The sequence below is a fragment of the Leucothrix pacifica genome (assembly GCF_003172875.1).
GTDB classification, from domain to species: domain Bacteria; phylum Pseudomonadota; class Gammaproteobacteria; order Thiotrichales; family Thiotrichaceae; genus Leucothrix; species Leucothrix pacifica.
In genome coordinates, this window is record NZ_QGKM01000075.1 from 1 (window position 1) to 16850 (window position 16850).

Here is a 16850-nt window from a genome sequence, read left to right on the forward strand (position 1 = left end):
ACTACTCTTGACCATAGCTCATTGAGCATAAACAGTTTTGGAAAGGGGATCTTGAATATATTGCTCGCATAATATTTCGGCAGTGATATTTGTACCAACTAAGTTTCGAACTGATGTTTCAAAGTACTCACGATAAGAGTCCTCCTGCGACTTATCATCTACGACGAACCCTAGCGAAGATGCATGTTTGAGAAACAAACCAGAGAGTTTTTTCATATGCACTTCTGGTTCGATTTTGGTCATCTCAACGGGGAAATCGGTGATGTACTCAAAGAATAAGCAACCCACTAAGCTAACGTGAGCCAATAAAAAATGCTTTGACTCTTCAGTGTCTTGTATCATTCCAGATAAGTTTTTAAGGAGTACGGTTCCTTCCTTTTCATAAATTATAGCCTCTACATCTTTGAGGTACTTTTTATAATTGTATTTAAAAAACATAAATAATCCCTATGTTGATTGTTCAATTGAATATCTTCTTGATCTAAAGGTAGGCGATGGTCTTCCAGTAGAGGCTGAAAAAATATTTTTTATTAGTACACTTTGTGTTTATTTTTTTCCGGACCAAACATTCCAGTTTCAACCAGTAAATCCCATATTTTTTTCATCGATAGCGCAGTTTTTTGATCTACAAAAAGTGATGATCTGCTGCCATGAGGTACACCAAGAAAGTGTGGGCGCATAGATTCCCAGTTTTCTGCATATTTCGCTTGCTCGTAATTCGGAATTTCTTTTTTTAGCATAAGAGGTACTGCAACTGCCGCTGGAATCATTCCATTTTGGTATATTTCATGATGCCAATCACATTTCACAAGTATTGGAATAGCATCGGAATGATAAAATTTAACATCTAACTTTGTTGCGGAAATTTCCGCAACATGAGAACTATATTTCAGCGCCTCGACAGATTCCAGAAGTGCTTCTTCATGGTATGGGCAACTAATAAACGCATTAGCAAAATACGTCGTATGGTCTAGCCCTCGGTAGCCACACTTATGACTAGGGACTGTATCAGGCCACCGGACAAAGGGCTCATTTTGTGCTGCGACTAAAGGATGCCACGAAGGATACTCTTTGATAGCTGGCCCATATCTTTTAGTTATATCTAAAAGCATACGCTCGCTTTTCTCTCTTTCGCTACTTTCAAGATCCCTAGGAATCAAATAATTCCGAGCAGATTCAAAACCATCAGTTACTGCCTCATTCGCTCTAAATGCCACTATATTAACCTAAATTAGTAAAATTAATTGGTATTTTAAATAGTAGCCTAATCAAAGTAAACCGTAATTACGCACAATAATCTAATATTGTGCGCAACTGTTTAATTTAGTGATTTGAGCTATAGAGGGGTCATGAGATTTAGAGGCTTCTTACACGTCGTGAGCTCATTCAGAATAACGTACGCATTTTGAGTGTACTCAGTTAGAAAAAGGTTGATGTAACCCTGAAAATGGGAGGTAAGTATCCATTGCATACTATGAACCTAGGCTAGACATAATTCAGGTTATGCGCAGTATTAAACCGTCCCTACAAATACCAATCATACTCCCGCGCCGAAATCGCATCCTCAAACGCATCAATCTCACTACGTTTCTGCGCACAATAAACCGGAATAAAATCCTCCCCAAGATACTCTTTCAGCACCTCCGAAGTCTCAGTCAACCGCAACGCCGCCCGCAAATCAGTAGGCAATCCAGAAGACTCAACTGACAATTCCTCAGTAGCAGGCCCGGGCTGTAAAGCTTGCTTCAATCCCCAATGAATCGACGCCATCAATGACGCCAACGCCAGATAAGGATTAGCATCCGCACCCCCAACCCGATATTCAATGCGCTGGTTTTTGGCATCTGATGAAGGAATACGCGCAGCAACCGAGCGGTTTTCATAACCCCAAGTCGGACTGAGTGGCACATTATTGTTTGGTGCTAAGCGTCGGAATGCATTGAGATTGGGTGCGAAGATCGATAGGGATTCCGGCATCACCTCAAGCACACCACCCACAGCATGCAGTAACTTGCCTTCCAGCTCCTCATTAAACAGATTATTACCGTCTTTATCGTACAAACTAGTATGAAGGTGTAGCCCGTTTCCGGCATGATCCAAATACGGCTTGGCCATAAAACTTGCCTGAAAACCATGCTTCATCGCGACGCCTTTGACGATGCGTTTGAACATCACGCATTGGTCCGCAGCTGCCATCACATCGGCATTGTGTAGTAGGTTAATTTCATATTGCCCTAAGCCGACTTCAGCTGAAATTGGCCCAACCGCAACGTCTTGCTCGATACAGGTTCGGGTGATATCACTCAGGCAGTCACCAAAGTCCGCCAAGCGATCCATATTCAGAACGGCATAGTTGTCACGTTGCCCGGAGCGTGGCCCAATGGCAGGCTGAACTAAACCGTCATCGTTGCGCTGCTGGTCGAATAAATAAAACTCCAACTCATAAGCCACCACGGGGAAGATTCCATCATCTTCAAAGCGTTTCAGCACACGTTTCAGAATATTGCGTGGCTCCCAAAACGGCGAATCACTTTGCCCCTGAGCGTAGCGAACCATGACTTGCGCGCGTGGCTCGGATTCCCATGAAACACGTTTGATGGAACCGGGAATTAGTTCGATATCTGCATCCGGATCACCGTCTTCAATGCCATGACCCAGCGCATCAATCGCATGTCCCTGAACTGACATCAGCGGCATGCCGCGAGGGAATTTAAGTCCTTTTTCCGCGAGCTTTTCCAGGTCATCAATGGCATATCGCTTGCCATAAAAGTTACCCGGTATATCCAGAATTATTAAATCAACTTCATTGATATCAGGGTTGTTGGCTTTGAATTGTTCTATTTCTTGTTTCATAGTGAAGCGACGCTGCTCGTATAGTATTTTGGCCTGCCAGCAAACACCGTATGTTTGCTGTGACAGGAATTACATTATTGACCGATGATACCGAAGGCAGCTATCCATCACCGGAGCGTGCGCGCACTTGTTCGGCGCGCTTAGCGATGAGGGAGGCAGCGATAACCCCGACGGATACCGCAACAATCAGGAGTGTAGATAAGGCATTTATTTCAGGTTTCAAGCCCAGGCGAACCTGACTGTAAATCTTCATGGGTAGCGTGGTTGCACCGGGGCCTGAGGTGAAGGATGCAATCACCAAATCATCCAGAGAAAGCGTGAAAGCCAATAGCCATGCAGCAACTACAGCCGGCATGATAATGGGTAACGTCACCTGCATAAAGGCATTGAAAGGGTTGCAGCCTAAGTCGAGCGCGGCTTCTTCTAAGGAGCGGTCAAAGCTGATTAAACGCGAGGAAACAACCACCGCGACATAACACATAGAGAAGGTCACGTGCGCAATAGTGATGGTCCAGAATCCACGATCCCAGCCGATAGCCACAAACAGCAGCAGCAACGACAAACCGGTAATCACTTCAGGCATCACCAGTGGTGAATAGACCATGCCGGAGAACAACATACGCCCACGAAATTTCCCGGCACGCGTCAATACCAGCGCTGCCAGTGTACCCAGCACGGTGGCGATAGTGGCGCTTAATACTGCGACTTTGAACGTCACCCAAGCCGCATTCATAAACGACTCGTTTTGGAATAGGGCGGTATACCAGCGCGTGGAAAAGCCACCCCAAACCGTCACCAATTTAGAGTCGTTAAAGCTGTAAATAATTAGCAGCATAATCGGCAGATACAAAAACACAAAGCCGAAGGTCAGGCTGGTTGCATTAAACCAAGTGAATCGTTTTTGGTTCATGAGGCCGCCTCCTGTGCTTTTTCCTGCTGGCGTTGGAATAGCAAAATAGGGATCACCAGTAACATCAACAAGACAATCGCAACCGCAGACGCCACTGGCCAATCGCGGTTGGAGAAGAATTCACCCCACAGCGTTTTACCGATCATTAGTGTTTCAGAGCCACCTAATAAGTCAGGAATCACAAACTCACCCATGGCCGGAATAAACACCAAAAAACAACCAGCCACGATACCGGGTAATGACAGCGGGAAGGTGACTTGCCAGAAGGCACCGAGGCGTGTCGTTCCAAGGTCCAGTGCGGCCTCGATCAATGAGTCATCCATTTTTTCCAGCGCAGCATAAAGCGGTAACACCATAAACGGCAGATAGGAATACACAATGCCGATGTAAACTGCAAAGTTGGTATTGATCATGGCTAATGGTGTATCAATCACACCTAGCCACAACAGGAAGTGATTGAGAAAGCCTTCGGTTTTTAATATTCCAATCCATGAATACACACGAATCAGAAAGCTGGTCCAGAAGGGCAGAATAATCATCAGAACTAACAGTCCGCGCCACTTTTCCGGTGAGCGTGCCAATGCATAGGCAATCGGATAGCCCAGCAGTAGTGTAAACAAGGTTGAGACCAAAGCAATTTGCAGGCTGGATAGATAAGACAACCAGTAAATATTGTCTTCCAATAGCCAAATGAAGTTCTCAAGGTCAAAGGCCTGCCATAGATTCACCATACCCTGAATACCAGCTTCCGGCGTATAGTTTGGCGTATACGGTGGCATGGCGGTTGCCATATCGGATAGTGATATTTTCAGCACAATGAAAAATGGCATCAGGAAGAATACCAATAGCCAAATCATTGGAATGCCGATTAGTAGGAAACGACGCCAGTTAATAGTCACTGATTACTCCGTCAACGCGATGGCTGCGGTGTCTGTCCAGGAAAGCCAGACATTATCTTCCCAGGTAATGGCGCGATTGCTTAAACGACGTTGGTTGGTCATTTGCGCTTTGATCAGATCGCCGTTACTGAGTCTGACGTGATACGTTGAAATACTGCCGGAGTAAGCGATGTCATCGACGATGCCTTGCAGTTTATTGCGTCGGTCTTCGGGCGGTTCTTTGCTGACAGCGATTTTTTCCGGTCGAATAGCGAGCCAAGCGGTGGAGCTAATTGCCAAAGGCTTGTCGCTGTGCAGGATAAAATCCTGACCTGCGGCTGACTGTAAAGTGATTTCATGATCTTGCTGAGCGGTGACAGTGCCTTCTATGAAATTCACATCACCGATAAAGTCGGAGACATAGCGGTTTTTAGGTGCTTCGTAGATCATTGCTGGGGTATCAACCTGTGCCACGATGCCTTTGTCCATAATCGCGATACGGCTGGCCACTGTCATGGCTTCTTCCTGATCATGGGTGACGATCATAAAAGTAACGCCTAGTTTTTCCTGCAGATTCATTAGCTCAAACTGAGTGCGCTCGCGAAGCTTTTTGTCCAATGCGCCGAGTGGCTCATCAAGCAGTAATAGTTTCGGGTTCTTTGCTAACGAACGTGCCAGTGCAACCCGCTGACGTTGACCGCCAGAGAGTTGGTGTGGTTTACGCTTGGCAAACTCCTGCAACTGCACCAACGTCAACATTTCAGCAACGCGCTGGGCAATTTCGTCTTTGCTGCGACCTTCTTGCTTTAGACCAAAGCCAATGTTTTTCGCTACGCTCATGTGCGGGAACAGGGCGTAGGACTGAAACATCATATTCACCGGACGCTGATTAGGCGGGACTTTTGAAATATCCTTGCCACCAATCAGAATACGGCCTTCAGTGGCTTCTTCAAATCCTGCCAGAAGTCGTAATAGGGTTGTTTTGCCGCAGCCGGAAGGGCCGAGCAGGGCATAGAATTCCCGCTCGTAAATATCCAGCGTTAGATTATCAATTGCCGTGAAATCACCGTAGCGTTTGGTCACACCCTCAAATCGAATTAAGGGCGTTGCCGACGCATCATTCCACGGCGCAAATACATCACTGGTATTGCCAGAAGCCGCCATGAATATGCCTTATTTTCCGCTCTTGATACGTGTCCAACTACGGTTTAGCAGGCGTTGTGCTTTAGGCTCTGGCGCGAGTACCGCGTACAAACCTTTCAGGGTTTCCTCATCAGGATAGACCGCATTGTCTTTAAATACTGAGTCATCCAGTAGAGGCTGCGAAGCAAGGTTTCCATTGGCATAACTCACGTAGTTACTGGCTTTTGCAGCCACATCAGCACGCAGGATATAGTCCATAAAGGCGTAGGCTTCGTCTTTGTTTTTGCTGTCTGCCGGAATCGCCATCTGGTCAAACCACATCTGTGCGCCTTCTTTTGGAATCACATACGCAACGGTATTGCCATTTTTTGCTTCATCAGCACGGTCACGCGCTTGCAGTACATCACCGGAGTAACCAACCGCTACACAAATGTCGCCATTAGCCAGTGCGCCGATGTATTCAGAGGAGTGGAACTTCTGAACATGAGGACGTACTTTTGCAATTAATGCTTCAGCTTTTTCTAAGTTTTCTTTGGAGAATTCATTCGGGTTTAGCCCAAGGTAATGGAATGCTGCCGGCATAATTTCAGTCGGTGCATCCAACCAGTGAATACCGCAATCAGCCAGTTTCTCCACGATTTCTGGTTTGAATATCAGATCCCAAGAGTTGAGCGGCGCATCATCTCCCAGACGCTGTTTGACCTTTTCTTCAACATAACCAATACCAGTGGTTCCCCACATGTAGGTGAATGAGTGCTCATTGCCCGGATCATATTCTTTAGTGCGCTCAGCGATGGTATCCCAGGCATTTTTCAGATTGGGCAGTTTGCTTTTGTCCAGCTTGGTAAACGCACCAGCTTTGATTTGGCGGCTTATAAAGGTGGCACTGGGAACGACAACGTCATAGCCTGACGCACCCGTTAATAGCTTGGTTTCCAGTAGCTCGTTGGTATCAAACACATCGTAATTAACCTTGATGCCGGTTTCTTTGGTGAAGTCTTCCAGCACGCTTTCATCGATATAGTCAGACCAGTTATAAACATTGACGACTTTGTCAGCGGCATTCGCCACATTCCCTAATAAAGCGCCTGCGGCAAAGCAAAGCGAGGATACGGCAATAACCAACTTCTTTTTCATCATCATGTGAGGGGCTCCTGAATCATTTATGTTTGAGGTCTGCGTTGCGTGGATAATCTTGCATAAAGTGGTGGGTAAGTCAATTTATGTGATCACATTACAATATGGCCTGAGTGTTTTACATACTTATTAGCGTGCGTGTTTTGTTTGTTCGCTTGACTTTTAGAAGTCGCCTCACCAAAATGTGATCACATAATTTTAATTAACGGTTGTCTCATGGAATACGCACCAATAGTGTCTGCACCTGACTCGGTAGAAGAGCTAAAAAAACTTGTGGTTAGTCACAAAATCGAGGAGGTGGAATGCACCATTGCAGACATTCATGGTGTGGCGCGCGGCAAACTGATGCCAGCGAGTAAGTTCGTTGCCTTGAATCCGACGTTTTTGCCTTACAGTATCTTCTTCCAAAGCATCACTGGTGATTACTTAGAGTTTGACTCTGAAGCCTATATGACAGAAGTGGATATTCAGTTAGTGCCAGATTTGACCACGGTCAGGACTTTGCCTTGGGCGCGGTCTCCCAGCTTAATGGTGATCCATGACCTGATGTTTCAGGACGGTCGTCCGGTAGAAAGTGGCCCGCGTAATGTATTGAAGCGCGTACTCAAATTATATGAGGACCGAAACTGGAAGCCGGTGGTTGCGCCGGAAATAGAGTTTTATCTGACCGAACGAAATACTGATCCGGATTTACCGTTGCAGCCACCGATAGGGCGCTCGGGCCGTCAAAGTGTCGGGCGTCAGTCATTTTCCATGATGGCGATTGATGAGTACGAGCCGATCATTGAAGACATCTATAAATTCGCAGAAGTCATGGGCTTGGAAATCGATACCCTGACTCAGGAGGGGGGGCCTGCTCAGCTTGAAGTGAACATGGCACATGGTGATGCTCTGGATCTGGCGGATCAGGTATTCGTTTTTAAGCGCCTGATTCGTGAAGCGGCGATGCGACATGATTGCTATGCCACGTTTATGGCTAAGCCGATGAAGAACCATCCCGGCAGTGCCATGCATATTCACCAGAGTGTGGTGGATATCAGCACCGGTCAGAATATTTTTAGTAATCAGGATGGCAGTGCCAGTGATTTGTTTCACTACTTTATTGGTGGACAACAAAAATATTTGGGAGCCTCGACCTGCTTGTTGGCTCCTTATGTGAATTCTTATCGTCGCCTGATGCCGGGTGATTCCGCACCGATTAATCTGGAGTGGTCTAAGGATAATCGCTCCGCTGGTCTGCGTGTGCCTAACAGCGGTCCGAACTCGCGCCGTGTGGAGAATCGCATCGCAGGCATGGATACCAATCCTTATTTGGCCTTAGCCAGCAGTCTGGCAACTGGCTATTTAGGGATGATGAATAAAATTAAATGTCAGGAAGAATTCAAAGGCGATGCCCACGAAGCTGACTTTGGTTTACCGCGTGGATTATTGGAATCACTGATTGTTCTCGATGAAGCGCCGGAATTTCAGGCCATTCTCGGACAAGAGTTTTGTGATTTGTACAAAGCACTGAAACAGCACGAATTTAATGAATACATGATGGTAGTGAGTCCGTGGGAGCGTGAACACTTGCTACTGACCGTTTAGTGCCGACTGACCTCGGTAAGGAAAAATACTATGACAAATAATCCACCCGCCTCTCAGCACAATGCGATTCAACTGCAGGATGCCGGACATCATATTCACCCGTTTACAGACACCAAAGCGCTGAATAAAAAAGGTGCGCGCGTGATTAATCGCGGTGAAGGTGTTTACGTTTGGGATGATCAGGGCAATAAAATGCTGGATGCGATGGCTGGCCTGTGGTGCATGGCCATTGGCTATGGTCGCACTGAAGTGGCTGATGCGGTGCATGCGCAAATGCAGGAATTACCGTATTACAATACTTTCTTCCAGACTACTCATAAGCCGGTTGCTGAGCTAGCTAAAAAGCTGGCAGAGATTTCACCTGAAGCGATTAATCACACTTTCTTTACCAGCGGTGGCTCGGATGCGAACGACACCATGTTGCGACTGGTGCGCCACTACTGGGCATCGTTAGGTAAGCCTAGTAAAAAGGTGATTATCTCGCGTAAAAATGCTTATCACGGTTCGACAGTGGCGGGTGCAAGCTTGGGTGGCATGACCTTTATGCACGAGCAGGGTGACTTGCCGATTCCCAATATCACCCATATCGGCCAGCCTTATTGGTATGGTGAAGGGGGCGATTTAACGCCTGATGAGTTTGGCTTGCTGCGGGCACGTGAGCTGGAAGAAAAAATTCTTGAGTTAGGTGAAGATAAAGTCGCGGCCTTTATCGCAGAGCCGGTTCAAGGTGCGGGTGGGGTGATTATTCCACCGGATAGTTATTGGCCGGAGGTGCAACGCATCTGTGACAAGTATGAAATCTTATTGGTGGCTGATGAAGTGATTACTGGCTTTGGTCGTACCGGTGAGCGTTTTGCCAGTGAGACATACGATTTAAAGCCGGATGTGATTTGTATCGCTAAAGCGTTAAGTTCGGGGTATCTGCCGATTGGCGGAGTGATGCTGAGTGATCGTTTGGCTGATGTGGTGATCAATCAAGGCGGAGAGTTCGAGCACGGCTACACTTATTCCGGACACCCCGCAGCTTGTGCCGCAGCGCTTAAGGTGCTGGAAATTATGGATCGTGAAGACCTGCCGAATTACGTTAAAAACGACATCGGCCCTTATCTGCAGGAGCGTTGGCTGAAGCTGGCTGACCACCCGCTAGTGGGTGAGGCTCGTATGGTTGGTCTGATGGGTGCGCTGGAATTAACACCAGACAAGGCGACTCGCGCGAAGTTTGCAGTCAAAGCGGGGACGGTTGGATTAATGTGTCGTGAGTTCTGTTTTGATAATGGCTTAGTCATGCGAGCAGTAGGCGATACCATGATTATTTCTCCGCCATTGGTGTTGAGTCATGATGAGGCTGATGAGTTAATTGCTAAAGCTACTGCCGTGCTGGATCTGACTTATGCTGCTGCCAAAGAAGCAGGCTATCTCTGATGGGAATCCCTATAAAGCGATTGCGCTCTGCAATTTCTGTGTTAGACGCTGCTCGAAATCTTCATGTATTCCCCGTGCATTGCGGTTTCTGCGCTGCGTCCGCTTTAAATTTGAATGGCTCAAGACGTTTCTAGGGAGTTCCCAAATGCCAGGATTGGGTAAAAAGGGGTTTCTTTATAGCAATGATGAAGTCGGAAAATATCCGGACTCTTATTATCACGCCAGCGCCAATACCATCCCCGAATTTCCTCGCCAATTCGGTGAGGAGACGGCAGATGTATGTATTGTGGGGGCGGGTTATACCGGCTTATCGGCGGCACTACATTTAGCACAAGCAGGCTATAAAGTGATTTTGTTGGATGCGCATCGGGTCGGTTGGGGTGCATCGGGGCGAAATGGCGGGCAGTTGGCCAGCGACCAGCGAAGCGATCAGGACACGCTGGAATCACGCTACGGCAAGGATCACGCGCGTGCACTTTGGGATATTGGTCTGGAGGCGAATCAGCTTTGTAAAGACTTAATCCATGAGCATGCCATCGATTGTGATCTAACACCCGGAATCATTCACGCAGATCATCGTAAGCGTTATCTTAAGCATTCCCGCGACTACGTGGAGAAGCTGCAAACGGAATATGGCTACGAAGATATCCGTTATCTGGAGCAGGATGAAATTCGTCAACTAGTCGGTTCTGAATCCTATTTTGGTGGCATGCTGGATACGCGTGCAGCACATATTCACCCGCTAAATTTTGCACTGGGGCTAGCTGATGCTGCACACGAAGCTGGAGCGGTAATTTATCAGGAATCACCAGTTTTAAGTTACTCCGATGGTTCAGGGGCAGGTGGTTCGACCGTTACTGTAAAACTGGAAAATGGCACGATCACAACCAAGCAATTGCTGCTAGCCTGTAATGGCTATTTGGATACCTTAGATAAGAAAGTCGAGGCGCGGGTGATGCCGATTAACAACTATATTGTCGCTACCGAACCCCTGTCTGAGTCCTTAGCTAGTGAGCTACTAAGTGAGAATCATGCTGTTGCTGACTCGCGGTTTGTGGTGAATTACTTTCGCCTGAGTGCCGACCGACGCATGTTGTTTGGTGGCGGTGAAAACTACAGTTTTAAGTTTCCGAAGGATATTCCGGGATTTGTTCGTAAACACATGTTGCAGGTTTACCCTCAACTGGAAGAGGCGAGGATTGATTATGGCTGGGGCGGCACCTTAGCGATTACTGTCAGCCGTATGCCGTACTTTGCGAAGTCGTCTGAGGGGGTGGTATCGGCGAGTGGTTACTCCGGACATGGTGTGGCGATGGCGACATTAGCAGGCAAGATCATGGCGGATATGGTGGATGGCAAGCTGGCGCGGTTTGATACGATGGCGGGGCTGAAGACTTATCCGTTTCCGGGTGGGGCGGGACTGCGGTGGCCGCTGTTGGCGCTGGCGATGACCTACTATGGCATGCGGGATCGATTGTAGTCGGCCTTTCGGGTATTAGCTTCACTACGCCGACTCCCTTCGCTCGTAAGGACTTCGTGAAGCTAATACCCGAAAGGCCTTGGTGTGGTGGTGTGAGCGGGTAAGGGCACTACGTCGATTCCCTTTGTTCGTGAGGGCTTCGTGAAGTTAATACCCGAAAGACTTAGTTATTTTTTATGTGATCTAGAAGACCGTCGCTGGCATCTTCAATCATCTCCAATACGTCATCAAAGCCGTCATTGTAGTAGGGATCAGGGACTTCAGTTTCAGGTCGGTTTTTTGCAAATGACAAGCACAGGTGTACTTTGTGCTTTTGGTCTTCAGGGGCGATTTTTAGCAAGTTGTCATAGTTCGCGCGATCCATGGCAATCAGGTAGTCGAATGCGGTGAAGTCGCTGGTTTCTACTTGTCTGGCGCGTTGGGCGGATAGGTCGTAGCCTCTGGAGCGTGCCATGGCTTGTGAGCGTGGGTCGGGTGCTTCACCGATGTGGTAGGCGTGTGTACCGGCAGAGTCTACATTGATTTGGTCGCTTAAACCTTGCTCCGCTACTTTGTGTTCAAAGACGCCGTGAGCGGTTGGTGAGCGGCAGATATTCCCCATGCAGATAAAAAGTACGTTGGTCATTATTGTTTAAGTCCTTGGTTGCTGTGACTGATTATAAAGGGCTTCGCTGAAGGTATGTGAGGCTGTACCGTTCATTCCTGAGTAACTGCCTTTTGTCAGAAATAAACCCACTTGAGTGAGTCATTCGAGGCATTGGTGCGCCTAAGTTGTTAAGGATAATCTTACAACACTCCATAAGGACATGGTGATATCAATGAAAAATAAATTACTACGCAACTCGTCGCAGCTTGCATCTGCGGTTTTACTCTCTTTCCTGGCTGCTTCTCAGGCCAATGCATTAACGGCTCAGCCGGATCGCTTAAATACCACAGTCGGTCAGGCGAAGACGGTTGAGGTGCTTTGGAATGATACCGGCGGCCATTTTTGGGTGTCGAATGTTAATAGTTACTCGGTACGAGGTGGTCGTGCATATGTGGTGGATGGTCGCAAGATTCACTACACGCCAAAGCCTGGCTTTACGGGGACTGATGAGTTTTGGTATGAAATAGCCGACTCGCACGGTAGGACGAATAGTTCCAAAGTGACGGTTCACGTGAGCGGTGGTCATGGGCAAAGACATCACAAGCCGGTGCATTATCACAAACCCCATAAACCGTCATACAGCATTGAATGGTCAAAGCCGGGATTTAATCTCAGCTATTCCAAACCCGGTGGCTGGCAAGCGCAGATCAGTCAACCCAAACAGCACCACAATCGTCACTCCGGCCAAAAACACTGGGGTGGTGGAAGTGTGCCGGTCGGGCGCGCAGATGCTTACACGACTTACTCCGGATCAGGTCAGATTGCCCTGTATGTGTTGGCGAATGATAAGGGTGTGGGTTTGAGTGTACACAGAACTAACCCTTGGACAACGCATGGTGGTCAGGCTTGGGTGGTGAATGACTATAGTGGATCTTATATTGCTTATACGCCAAAGCCCGGTTTTCGAGGTGTGGATGAGCTTTGGTATGTGCTGAGAGATCAGCATGGGCGTACTAACAGCACTAAGGTGAATATCTCAGTTCATTAAGTTGTGTGGTTCTGATTTAGGGTGTTGCTGTCATTAAGCCGACTTGCGGTGCTCGTAAGGACTTTATGAAAGCAATACCCAAAATCAGGTTGAGGAGTGCGGGGTGGTCGCAAAGCGAAAATCACCCGCGTCCGCGATAGCCAGCCACACCTTGCTCAGGCACCCAAACGCCTTTTGGAATCTCACCTTGCGCAAAAAACACATCAATCGGAATCCCACCGCGCGGATACCAATACCCACCGATACGAATCCATTTCGGCTTAATTTCTTCAATCAAACGACGCGCAATGCTAACGGTGCAGTCTTCATGAAATGCGCCGTGATTACGGAAGGAGCCGAGGAATAACTTGAGTGATTTACTCTCGACCAATAACTGATCCGGAATGTAGTCGATGACCAGGTGCGCAAAGTCGGGTTGTGAGGTCATTGGACACAGTGATGTGAACTCCGGTGCAGTAAAGCGAATCATGTAATCCACATCAGCTTGTGGGTTTTTTACACTTTCTAAAATGGCATTTTCGGGCGTGTCCGGTAGCACCGTATCGCCACCTAACTGCTGTAAATCTTGATAAATATTGTCACTCATGAAGCTATGCTCCTTAGTTTACTTAACATAATAATTTGATTGCGAAGTTAAACGCCACGTTGATTGCCCCAGAGGATGTTATGCAGCTGCGGTAATACCGTGGCTTGGTGCCAACCGACTGCGACCACCTGATCAATCAATTCACGGGTAGATTGCAGACCTTGCTCCAGCGTCACTTCATCGGCCTGAAGGTTACAGGGTTGCAGATAGTAATCGAACTGAGGGTAACGCTGCTGAACCTCATGTGCCCATTTGAAATCGATATCATCAGCCACCACCAGTTTTATGCTGATCGCTTCCGGGCTTTTAGCCAGCGAGACACTTTTCTCAAAGGCATCCCACTTGGTTTCCATGCCGGAAGAGGGTGGCTTTGGACTTAGTGTCAGGTAGTCAATTTGCTTAAACCACGGCTTTGAAAGACTGCCTTGTGTTTCCATGGCGAAGGTGTAACCGGCTTTATGACCAATCTCGATAAGCTTGGCAAAGTCCTGTAGCGCTGGGTTGCCACCGGATAAAGTGATGAGAATCGGCGTAGGGCTAAGTGCCTGAATTTGTGACCAGACTTCCTCAGTGCTCAGCGTGTGCCACTCGTTTTTGTACTTCTTCTCCACCGCGTATAAGGTATCACACCAGCTGCAACGGTAATCACAGCCACCGCTACGAACAAATACCGTTGGTTTGCCCACGAGTGCACCTTCACCCTGAATCGTCGGGCCAAATACTTCACTAATAATTAACTGGCTCATGGTCGGTACTCCGCCCAGGTTTTGGGGGTTTCACTGACTTTGACGCCGCTGGTCTCAGGCCATTTCGCTTTGCACCAGTCGTATAGATGCTTGGCTAACAACTCGGCAGTGGCACAGTCATCACCTAACACATCATTCAGGTGACGGTGATCTAAGGTGTCATCGATGTAGTCTTTCAGCGGTTTTAACTCGGTGTAATCCCGCACAAAACCATACTGATCCAGCGTCGGTGAACTCAGCTCCACGACCACGATATAATTATGACCATGCAAGCGCGCGCACTGATGATCCGCGGGCATTTGCTTGAGTTGGTGTGAGGCAGAGAATTGAAACTCTTTACTAATCCGAAACATCTACGCAGCCCCCGAGTCATGTGCAGCGACCGCAGTGCGCCAAAAATCCGGATCTTCATAATCCGTTGGATCAACCACGCCAGCCTCATGAAATGCCTCTGCACGTTCTACGCAGGTTCCGCATTTACCGCAGTGTTTTTCGCCACCTTTGTAACAAGACCAAGTGTCTTCAAACGGCACGTTTAAGGCTGCACCAGCAGCGGCGATATCGGCTTTACTGCCGTGTAAAAACGGCGCGTAGATGTCGATATCCGCATAGCCATCCAAGGCCATTTTCTGCATTTTAGCGAATTGCTCGATGAAGTCAGGGCGACAATCCGGATAGATGAAGTGATCCCCACCATGCACGGCAATGGCTACGGTATCTGCGCCTTGAGAGGCTGCCATTCCGTAAGCAATCGTGAGCATAATCGCGTTGCGATTAGGGACGATAGTGAGTTTCATGCTGTCTTCGGCATAGTGCCCGTCAGGCACATCCACGTCATCGGTGAGTGCCGAACCTGTCAGCTGTGCGCCGACATTACTGATATCAATAATGTGGTGCGGAACGCCGAAATGCTCTGCACAACGTGCCGCATAGCCGAGCTCTTTATCATGGCGCTGGCCATATTGAAATGAAACTAAAGAAGTGAGGCTGCCTTCGGCGGCCACTTTATACGCGAGCGTGACTGAATCCAGCCCGCCCGAACAGACGATCATTGCTTTCATAGTGTTTTTTACCTGGTGCTACGACAGGGGCCATGAGGGCCGGTTAAATTGGAGGCGATTTATATCATGGAATGAGCCGGGGAGTCTAATTAAAGCCAATACCTGATTATACAAATACAATCGAGCCTTGCGGCTTGAGTGGCGTTGGAAATTCAGACAATAACTGCCATTTTCAGTAATAGTGGCCAGTGTGACTTAGCCACTATTATGAGGGCTATCAATCCATATTCATTTCAGCCTTAACCGCTGCAAATGCTTGAATTGCTTGATCCAAATCCTCACGACTATGACCTGCTGATACCTGAGTACGAATCCGCGCTTTTCCATCCGGCACTACTGGGTACGAGAATGCAATCACATACACACCGTGCGCTAGCATCCGCTCAGCGAATTCGGCAGCTACCTTTGCATCGTATAACATCACCGGCACAATCGGGTGCTCACCGGGTAAAATATCAAGGCCCAATTCCTGCAAAGCATTGCGATAATAGTGAGTGTTTTCACGTAGCTTATTACGAGATTCCGAGGACTCACTGGCAATTTCCAATGCTTTAATCGCGCCTGCAACTACCGGTGGTGCGACGGTATTGGAAAATAAATAAGGCCGTGAGCGTTGACGCAATAATTCGACAATTTCAGCACGTGCACTGGTGTAACCACCACTGGCACCGCCAAGCGCTTTACCCAGCGTTCCAGTTAGAATATCGATACGACCCATCACGCCACAGTGCTCATGGCTGCCCCGACCATTTTCGCCAACAAAACCCGTGGCATGGCAGTCATCGACATGAACCATCGCGCCATATTGGTCGGCTAAATCGCAAATCTGATCAAGCTTGGCAATGTAGCCATCCATGGAGAACACGCCGTCAGTCGTGATGAGTTTTATGCGAGCACCGTCTTCATCCGCTTGCTTAAGACAGGCCTCAAGTTCAGACATATCACTGTTGCCGTAACGATAACGGCGCGCTTTACTCAAACGCACGCCGTCAATAATGCTGGCGTGGTTGAGTGCGTCTGAAATGACTGCATCTTCAGGGCCAAGAATGGTTTCAAATAATCCGCCATTCGCATCAAAGCAGGAAGGGTAGAGGATGGTGTCTTCTGTGCCCAGAAAATCAGTGATTTGTGATTCCAGTTGCTTATGAATATCCTGCGTACCACAGATAAAACGCACCGAGGCCATGCCATAACCATGATCTTCCAGACCTTGTTTAGCCGCTGCATTCACCTCAGGATGTTGGGCCAGACCAAGGTAATTATTGGCGCATAGATTTAGCAGCTGTTTGCCGTCCGAAAGTGCAACGCTGGCGTTTTGCGGTGAGGTAATGACTCGTTCATTTTTAAACAAACCCGCCGCACGAATGCCGTCAAGTTGCTCTGCGTAAATTGCGCGTGTATTGGTATCCATTT

General features: G+C 48.0%; 17 protein-coding genes. 4 read left to right on the plus strand and 13 right to left on the minus strand.

What is annotated here, in order from left to right:
* Nucleotides 1–18: 18 nt before the first annotated feature.
* The 7 genes from DKW60_RS18870 to DKW60_RS18895 form a co-directional block, all read right to left on the minus strand.
* A complete protein-coding gene (locus DKW60_RS18870; protein WP_109839223.1) occupies nucleotides 19–438 on the minus strand; it encodes a hypothetical protein in 420 nt (139 codons plus the stop codon).
* 92 nt (nucleotides 439–530) lie between these two features.
* Nucleotides 531–1217 carry a hypothetical protein gene (locus DKW60_RS18875; RefSeq protein WP_109839224.1) on the minus strand — a complete coding sequence of 229 codons (687 nt, stop codon included), beginning with the start codon at nucleotides 1215–1217 and terminating at the stop codon, nucleotides 531–533.
* 307 nt (nucleotides 1218–1524) lie between these two features.
* Nucleotides 1525–2853, minus strand: a complete 1329-nt coding sequence (locus DKW60_RS18880) for a glutamine synthetase family protein (RefSeq protein ID WP_109839225.1) — start codon at nucleotides 2851–2853, stop codon at nucleotides 1525–1527.
* 100 nt (nucleotides 2854–2953) lie between these two features.
* Nucleotides 2954–3763 (minus strand): ABC transporter permease, encoded by an 810-nt coding sequence (locus DKW60_RS18885; protein ID WP_109839226.1) that lies wholly within the window; start codon nucleotides 3761–3763, stop codon nucleotides 2954–2956.
* Nucleotides 3760–4662 (minus strand): ABC transporter permease subunit, encoded by a 903-nt coding sequence (locus DKW60_RS23800; protein WP_245929742.1) that lies wholly within the window; start codon nucleotides 4660–4662, stop codon nucleotides 3760–3762. Before DKW60_RS23800 ends, DKW60_RS18885 begins: the two co-directional genes overlap by 4 nt.
* A 3-nt stretch (nucleotides 4663–4665) precedes the next feature.
* On the minus strand, nucleotides 4666–5805 hold the full coding sequence (locus DKW60_RS23805; protein WP_181389797.1) for an ABC transporter ATP-binding protein: 1140 nt from the start codon (nucleotides 5803–5805) through the stop codon (nucleotides 4666–4668).
* A gap of 9 nt (nucleotides 5806–5814) precedes the next feature.
* On the minus strand, nucleotides 5815–6927 hold the full coding sequence (locus DKW60_RS18895; RefSeq protein ID WP_245929743.1) for a polyamine ABC transporter substrate-binding protein: 1113 nt from the start codon (nucleotides 6925–6927) through the stop codon (nucleotides 5815–5817).
* Nucleotides 6928–7137: 210 nt separating this feature from the next.
* Here DKW60_RS18895 and DKW60_RS18900 point away from each other — a divergent pair, with 210 nt between their 5' ends.
* The 3 genes from DKW60_RS18900 to DKW60_RS18910 all read left to right on the plus strand — a co-directional run bounded on the left by DKW60_RS18900 (nucleotide 7138) and on the right by DKW60_RS18910 (nucleotide 11410).
* Nucleotides 7138–8508, plus strand: a complete 1371-nt coding sequence (locus DKW60_RS18900; protein WP_109839227.1) for a glutamine synthetase family protein — start codon at nucleotides 7138–7140, stop codon at nucleotides 8506–8508.
* Between the two features lie 30 nt (nucleotides 8509–8538).
* Nucleotides 8539–9930, plus strand: coding sequence for an aspartate aminotransferase family protein (locus DKW60_RS18905; RefSeq protein WP_109839228.1), 1392 nt, complete (start codon nucleotides 8539–8541; stop codon nucleotides 9928–9930).
* A 145-nt stretch (nucleotides 9931–10075) separates the two neighbouring features.
* Nucleotides 10076–11410: an NAD(P)/FAD-dependent oxidoreductase gene (locus DKW60_RS18910; RefSeq protein WP_109839229.1), complete on the plus strand. Its 1335-nt coding sequence runs from the start codon at nucleotides 10076–10078 to the stop codon at nucleotides 11408–11410.
* 163 nt (nucleotides 11411–11573) lie between these two features.
* On the opposite strand, the gene DKW60_RS18915 is transcribed toward DKW60_RS18910, so the two are convergent.
* Nucleotides 11574–12035 carry a low molecular weight protein-tyrosine-phosphatase gene (locus DKW60_RS18915; RefSeq protein WP_109839230.1) on the minus strand — a complete coding sequence of 154 codons (462 nt, stop codon included), beginning with the start codon at nucleotides 12033–12035 and terminating at the stop codon, nucleotides 11574–11576.
* A 193-nt stretch (nucleotides 12036–12228) separates the two neighbouring features.
* Here DKW60_RS18915 and DKW60_RS18920 point away from each other — a divergent pair, with 193 nt between their 5' ends.
* A complete protein-coding gene (locus DKW60_RS18920) occupies nucleotides 12229–13044 on the plus strand; it encodes an Ig-like domain-containing protein (RefSeq protein ID WP_109839231.1) in 816 nt (271 codons plus the stop codon).
* Between the two features lie 121 nt (nucleotides 13045–13165).
* Here the strand turns inward: DKW60_RS18920 and queF are convergent, their stop codons facing one another.
* The 5 genes from queF to kbl form a co-directional block, all read right to left on the minus strand.
* Nucleotides 13166–13630, minus strand: a complete 465-nt coding sequence (gene queF, locus DKW60_RS18925; protein ID WP_109839232.1) for a preQ(1) synthase — start codon at nucleotides 13628–13630, stop codon at nucleotides 13166–13168.
* 47 nt (nucleotides 13631–13677) lie between these two features.
* The gene (gene queE, locus DKW60_RS18930; RefSeq protein WP_109839233.1) at nucleotides 13678–14376 is read right to left on the minus strand and encodes a 7-carboxy-7-deazaguanine synthase QueE; all 699 of its coding nucleotides are present in this window, start codon (nucleotides 14374–14376) and stop codon (nucleotides 13678–13680) included.
* Nucleotides 14373–14729, minus strand: coding sequence for a 6-carboxytetrahydropterin synthase QueD (queD, locus tag DKW60_RS18935; RefSeq protein ID WP_109839234.1), 357 nt, complete (start codon nucleotides 14727–14729; stop codon nucleotides 14373–14375). The genes queE and queD overlap by 4 nt, the downstream gene beginning before the upstream one ends.
* Complete coding sequence (queC, locus tag DKW60_RS18940; protein ID WP_109839235.1) at nucleotides 14730–15437, minus strand: 7-cyano-7-deazaguanine synthase QueC; 708 nt, start codon at nucleotides 15435–15437, stop codon at nucleotides 14730–14732.
* A gap of 217 nt (nucleotides 15438–15654) precedes the next feature.
* Complete coding sequence (kbl, locus tag DKW60_RS18945; RefSeq protein ID WP_109839236.1) at nucleotides 15655–16848, minus strand: glycine C-acetyltransferase; 1194 nt, start codon at nucleotides 16846–16848, stop codon at nucleotides 15655–15657.
* Nucleotides 16849–16850 lie beyond the last annotated feature (2 nt).

What these genes read in the sequence shown, in the direction of transcription:
- DKW60_RS23805 (WP_181389797.1), bottom strand. Translation starts at nt 5,805, where the DNA reads ATGGCGGCTTCTGGCAATACCAGTGATGTATTTGCGCCGTGGAATGAT.
- queE (WP_109839233.1), bottom strand. Translation starts at nt 14,376, where the DNA reads ATGAGCCAGTTAATTATTAGTGAAGTATTTGGCCCGACGATTCAGGGT.
- queF (WP_109839232.1), bottom strand. Translation starts at nt 13,630, where the DNA reads ATGAGTGACAATATTTATCAAGATTTACAGCAGTTAGGTGGCGATACG.
- DKW60_RS18900 (WP_109839227.1), top strand. Translation starts at nt 7,138, where the DNA reads ATGGAATACGCACCAATAGTGTCTGCACCTGACTCGGTAGAAGAGCTA.
- DKW60_RS18885 (WP_109839226.1), bottom strand. Translation starts at nt 3,763, where the DNA reads ATGAACCAAAAACGATTCACTTGGTTTAATGCAACCAGCCTGACCTTC.
- DKW60_RS18910 (WP_109839229.1), top strand. Translation starts at nt 10,076, where the DNA reads ATGCCAGGATTGGGTAAAAAGGGGTTTCTTTATAGCAATGATGAAGTC.
- DKW60_RS18915 (WP_109839230.1), bottom strand. Translation starts at nt 12,035, where the DNA reads ATGACCAACGTACTTTTTATCTGCATGGGGAATATCTGCCGCTCACCA.
- DKW60_RS18920 (WP_109839231.1), top strand. Translation starts at nt 12,229, where the DNA reads ATGAAAAATAAATTACTACGCAACTCGTCGCAGCTTGCATCTGCGGTT.
- DKW60_RS18880 (WP_109839225.1), bottom strand. Translation starts at nt 2,853, where the DNA reads ATGAAACAAGAAATAGAACAATTCAAAGCCAACAACCCTGATATCAAT.
- kbl (WP_109839236.1), bottom strand. Translation starts at nt 16,848, where the DNA reads ATGGATACCAATACACGCGCAATTTACGCAGAGCAACTTGACGGCATT.
- DKW60_RS18905 (WP_109839228.1), top strand. Translation starts at nt 8,539, where the DNA reads ATGACAAATAATCCACCCGCCTCTCAGCACAATGCGATTCAACTGCAG.
- DKW60_RS18870 (WP_109839223.1), bottom strand. Translation starts at nt 438, where the DNA reads ATGTTTTTTAAATACAATTATAAAAAGTACCTCAAAGATGTAGAGGCT.
- queC (WP_109839235.1), bottom strand. Translation starts at nt 15,437, where the DNA reads ATGAAAGCAATGATCGTCTGTTCGGGCGGGCTGGATTCAGTCACGCTC.
- DKW60_RS18895 (WP_245929743.1), bottom strand. Translation starts at nt 6,927, where the DNA reads ATGATGATGAAAAAGAAGTTGGTTATTGCCGTATCCTCGCTTTGCTTT.
- queD (WP_109839234.1), bottom strand. Translation starts at nt 14,729, where the DNA reads ATGTTTCGGATTAGTAAAGAGTTTCAATTCTCTGCCTCACACCAACTC.